A 4,155-nucleotide genomic window follows, 5' to 3' on the forward strand; every position below is an offset into this window, starting at 1 on the left:
GTCCCACTCCGCATTCGTTAGATCCCCACGGCCCATACAGACAGCCTGACCCCAACCCCTCACGCGCGTCAGGAGATCCGAGAAACATCGCCTAGTGCTCTGACCGGGAAGGTTCACCGTGTTGTAGAGGCGGGCAGCTTCCGCGGAAATCCGTTTCAGGGATTGCTGGGGTGCCTCTACTGTGGCGCGGTGATGACTGAGGTGATCGTTCTCAACGGTGGTTCCAGCTCGGGGAAGTCCGGGATCGCCTGGTGTCTGCAGGCGGTCCTGCCGGATCCGTGGCTGGCTCTCGGGACCGACACGCTGGTTGACGCGATGCCCGCGTCCATGCAGGCGTCGGATGCGGGGATCGAGTTCGCTCCGGACGGAGAGGTGATCGTCGGGCCGGAGTTCCGGACGCTGGAAGCGGCATGGATCGAGGGGGTCGCCGCGATGGCCAGTGCGGGCGCCCGGGTCATCGTCGATGAGGTCTTCCTCGGGGGAGCGGACTCGCAGCAGCGGTGGCAGAAGGCCTTGGGTGACCTGCGGGTGCTGTGGGTCGGCGTCCGGTGCGACGCTGCGGTGGCCGCAGGCCGGGAGGTCGCACGGGGCGATCGGACCATCGGGATGGCCGCCTCCCAGGCGGACGTGGTCCACCGGGGCGTGGTCTATGACCTGGAGGTGGACACCACGCATACCGAGGCGATGGAGTGCGCACGGGCCATCGCCGCGCAGGTCAGGTGATCGACGGCCCGGCTGTCTGCCGCTGTGACCGCGGCACCGTGATGATCAGGCCGCTGTTGCCAGGGGCCGTCCGCCCCAGCGGATGCCCTTCTCGCTGCGGATCCGGATCCGTTCGCGGCGTTCGGCGGCCAGCACGTCGCGGTGGCGGGCGTTGGCGTTGCGCCAGCGCAGGTAATGGTGCAGCTCACGGGTCTGGACGGTGTGGTTGGGGTGGTGGGAGTTGGCGAGGGTGAACTGCCGCAGCGGCCCGAAGTGCGCCTCGATCGGATCGGCCCAGGAGGCGTTGGTCGGGGTGAAACACAGCTCGACCTTGTTCTTCTTCGCCCAGCGGCGGATGTCGGTGCCCGTGTAGGCGGACAGATTGTCCAAGATGATGTAGATCGGGGCGCCGTCGGGGCGGGCGGCCCGGATCGACTTCAGGGCCGCGAGGGTGTTGGCCGTGCCTTTGCGGCGGCGGTTGACGCCCCACAGGGTGTCGTCACCGACGGAGTAGCAACCGTGGAAGTAGGTGACGCCGTGGGTGCGGTGGTAGGTCGCCGGCAGCCGATCGGGGCGGCCCTGCTCGGCCCAGCAGGATCCGGCGGTGGGCCGGATGCCCAGCGGGCCGGACTCGTCGAAGGCGAACGTGCGGTCCGCAAAGTGCTCCAGGACGTGCTCGATCCGGTCGAGCTTGGCGTCGCGGTCGGGGTCGGTGGACTCCTTCCACGTCTTGGTGCGCTGGAAGGTGACCCCGCGGCGGTCCAGCAGCATCCGCAGGGCCTCACGGCCGATGCGGATCACCCTGCCGTGGACTTTGCGCAGGTAGGCGGCGAGTTTGCGGATGGACCAGCGGGTGAAGGGCTGCCCGAGCTTGGTGGGACGGGTGGTGGCCGTCTGGATGACGAAGTCCTCGTCGTCAGTGCTCAGCAGGCGGGGACGGCCTCCCGCCCACTGAGGGTCCAGGCAGGCCAGGCCGATCTCGTTGAACCGATGGATCACATCGCGGACGGTGTCCTCGTCGGCCTGGACCAGCTGGGCGATCACCGGCACCCGGTTGCCTCCGGCCGAGGCCAGGATCATCATCGCCCGCCGGTAGCGCACCGCGCTGGTGCTGCCCCGGCGCACGATCTGCTGCAGCCGCTGTCCCTCCTGGTCGGTCAGTCTGCGGACCTTGACCGGCTCTGCCATCGCGCCTCCACGCACAGATTGGATGTCGGCACATCCAACCGCGCGCAAGGCCCGAGCCGCGAACAGCAACACGGTGAACCTTCCCGGTCAGAGCACTAGGTCCACCGTGCCGGTCAGTTCTGCCACTTAAGCGCCGGTCCGCAAGGTGCCGTCCTGCTCCGGGGCGGGGTGCCACAGGTGGTCGGGCAGGGCCTGGATTGCGCGGCGGATCGGATCGGTGACGGCGTATCCGACGGAGAAGGAGGTGTTGATACCCCGCTCGCGCAGTGCACGGACGTGGGCGAGGAAGACTTTCGCGCCTCCGGCGCTGTCCGTGCGGATGAGGGTGTCGGTGCCGTGGCGGCCGGCGTCGGGGATCTGGGCCAGGGCCGCATCCAGGACGGCGATGTGGTCGGCGGCGGTATTGGCGCCGGCGTTGCCCGGCCGCAGCACTCCGGCCAGGGCTTCGCCGGTGTTGTCCACACAGCACAGCAGCGGGTGGTAGCCGGAGCCGCGTTTATAAGTGGCCGCCGCCTGTTCCTTCTCAGAGGGGCAGGTGACGAGGGTGGCCTCGATGTCCAGGACGAGGCCCTGCAGGTCGTGTCCGCCGACGCGGGCCGCGGGTATGCCGTTCCTGGCCTCGGCGGCCTGCAACCAGGCGACTTCCCGGGCAGCAGCTCTCGCCGAGCGCAGGCGGGCGAGTGCGGCCGGGTCGATGCCCGCCAGCAGGCGCCAGGCGGTCGGAGTGGAGGCGACGTGGCCGAAGACCTCCGTCTGGTCCCGTAGCAGGGCCAGGTCCGCTATCTCCTCGCCGCCGTCGGCGAACATCACCGCCAGACCGACCACGGTCCGGCCGGAATCGTGCCCGGTGCCACGCGGTCGCAGCCTACGCAGCGAGTCCGTGAACGCGCCGGTCAGGCCAGTGACATCGGCGAGATCGGCCAGCAGGCGGGATCCGGCGTGGCTGACCACCCCGCAGCCGTCGGCTGAGACGACGAGCTTGGGACGCGACCCGGTGGTGGGCACGCAGAGAGTGCCTTCCAGCTGTGGCGACAGAAGCCCTGTACAAGCCTCATCATCCCAAGTTCGAGAAGCACTTTCGCGTTTCCGCTCTGGATCCGGACGCCGCCGCAAGAAAAAGGCGGAGGCTACCGACGGAGGAATCTTTCGACCACTGTCGCCAGGGCCTCTGGGCTCTCATCCGGGGCGAAGTGGCCGGCGTCGTTGAAGACCTCGAACTCAGCGTTCGGATACCACTGCAGCCAGGTGGACCGCATGGTGTCAGGGCCCATCGCCGGGTCGTTTGCACCAGCCACGACAAGCACCGGGGTCGGATTTCCCTCGAGCCGCTCGTGGATGTCGGAGCCGCGAGTCCAGGATTCGAGGTACGAGCGCAGGGCAGCCGACGAGGAACGTTCCGAGCCGCTCACCCTGGCATCCAGCCACGCATCGTCGTGCCGACTGCCGGTGGTGACGTCAAAGATCATCCTGCGGCTGCCGAAATCCTCCACGGCGCCGACGAACAGATCCCACATCTCCCCTTCGAGCGGGAACCCGGACGCGGGTACCGGCGAGATGCCGATGATCGAGTGGACCCGCGAGGGGGCGTCCAGCAACATCAGCTGGGCCGCCTTGCCGCCCATGGAGTGACCGATGACTGAGAAGGTGTTCCAGCCGAGGTCGTCGGCCACAGCGAGGGCGTCCGCCGCGACCTCCTCCATCGTGTAGGCGCCGGGGGTGTCTATCGCCTCGCCATACCCACGGCAGTCCACGAACGCGTAACTGAACGCACTTCCGTCCAGGTACCGCCGCAGATGGCCGAAACTCGACCTGTCGCTGAGCCAGTGGTGGAGTGCGAGGACCCGCTCCGGACCGTTGCCCTGTACCTCATACGGAATTACGTGTCCTGCTACATGGCCTGTCACAATGCCGGGTCTCCCCCTCCGGGCCGGGCCCGGAATCCCGTCGGCTTGAGGATTCGCTCCAACGGCGTAGCAGCGCGAGCGGGCGGCCGAAGGCGTCGCAGGCCAGATGAATCTTGCCGGTCAGGCCACACCGCCAGGTCGGTGGCGATCCGTCCCGGATCATGTCCGGTCCCGCGAGGCCGCAGCGGCCTGAGAGCGGTGGAGTACGCGGCGGTCAGCCAAGTGGCATCGCGGCGAGATCCGCCAGCAACCGTGCCCGGCGTGATCCCCCGTTATGTTCTTGGCGGTCCTGCAATGGGACCGCTGGCCTCCGGGCCCGGCATGACTGTGTCCCCCTGTCGAAGGCATGACCTGGGGGGTG

General features: G+C 68.4%; 3 protein-coding genes and 1 pseudogene. 1 reads left to right on the forward strand and 3 read right to left on the reverse strand.

The window, feature by feature from the left end; genetic code table 11:
* Window positions 1–192 precede the first annotated feature (192 nt).
* Complete coding sequence (cpt, locus tag ACWD0Y_RS36245) at window positions 193–723, forward strand: chloramphenicol phosphotransferase CPT (RefSeq protein ID WP_450264514.1); 531 nt, start codon at window positions 193–195, stop codon at window positions 721–723.
* A gap of 45 nt (window positions 724–768) precedes the next feature.
* Here the strand turns inward: cpt and ACWD0Y_RS36250 are convergent, their stop codons facing one another.
* The 3 genes and pseudogenes from ACWD0Y_RS36250 to ACWD0Y_RS36260 form a co-directional block, all read right to left on the reverse strand.
* Window positions 769–1,890, reverse strand: a complete 1,122-nt coding sequence (locus ACWD0Y_RS36250) for an IS630 family transposase (RefSeq protein ID WP_450264515.1) — start codon at window positions 1,888–1,890, stop codon at window positions 769–771.
* A gap of 129 nt (window positions 1,891–2,019) precedes the next feature.
* Window positions 2,020–2,913, reverse strand: a pseudogene (locus ACWD0Y_RS36255) (transposase); the annotation flags it as partial.
* Window positions 2,914–3,017: 104 nt separating this feature from the next.
* Window positions 3,018–3,794 carry an alpha/beta fold hydrolase gene (locus ACWD0Y_RS36260; RefSeq protein ID WP_450264516.1) on the reverse strand — a complete coding sequence of 259 codons (777 nt, stop codon included), beginning with the start codon at window positions 3,792–3,794 and terminating at the stop codon, window positions 3,018–3,020.
* Window positions 3,795–4,155 lie beyond the last annotated feature (361 nt).

Source organism: Streptomyces altiplanensis, from assembly GCF_053591575.1.

Excerpts from the sequence above, each read along its gene's own strand:
- cpt (WP_450264514.1), top strand. The coding sequence starts at position 193 with ATGACTGAGGTGATCGTTCTCAACGGTGGTTCCAGCTCGGGGAAGTCC.
- ACWD0Y_RS36250 (WP_450264515.1), bottom strand. The coding sequence starts at position 1,890 with ATGGCAGAGCCGGTCAAGGTCCGCAGACTGACCGACCAGGAGGGACAG.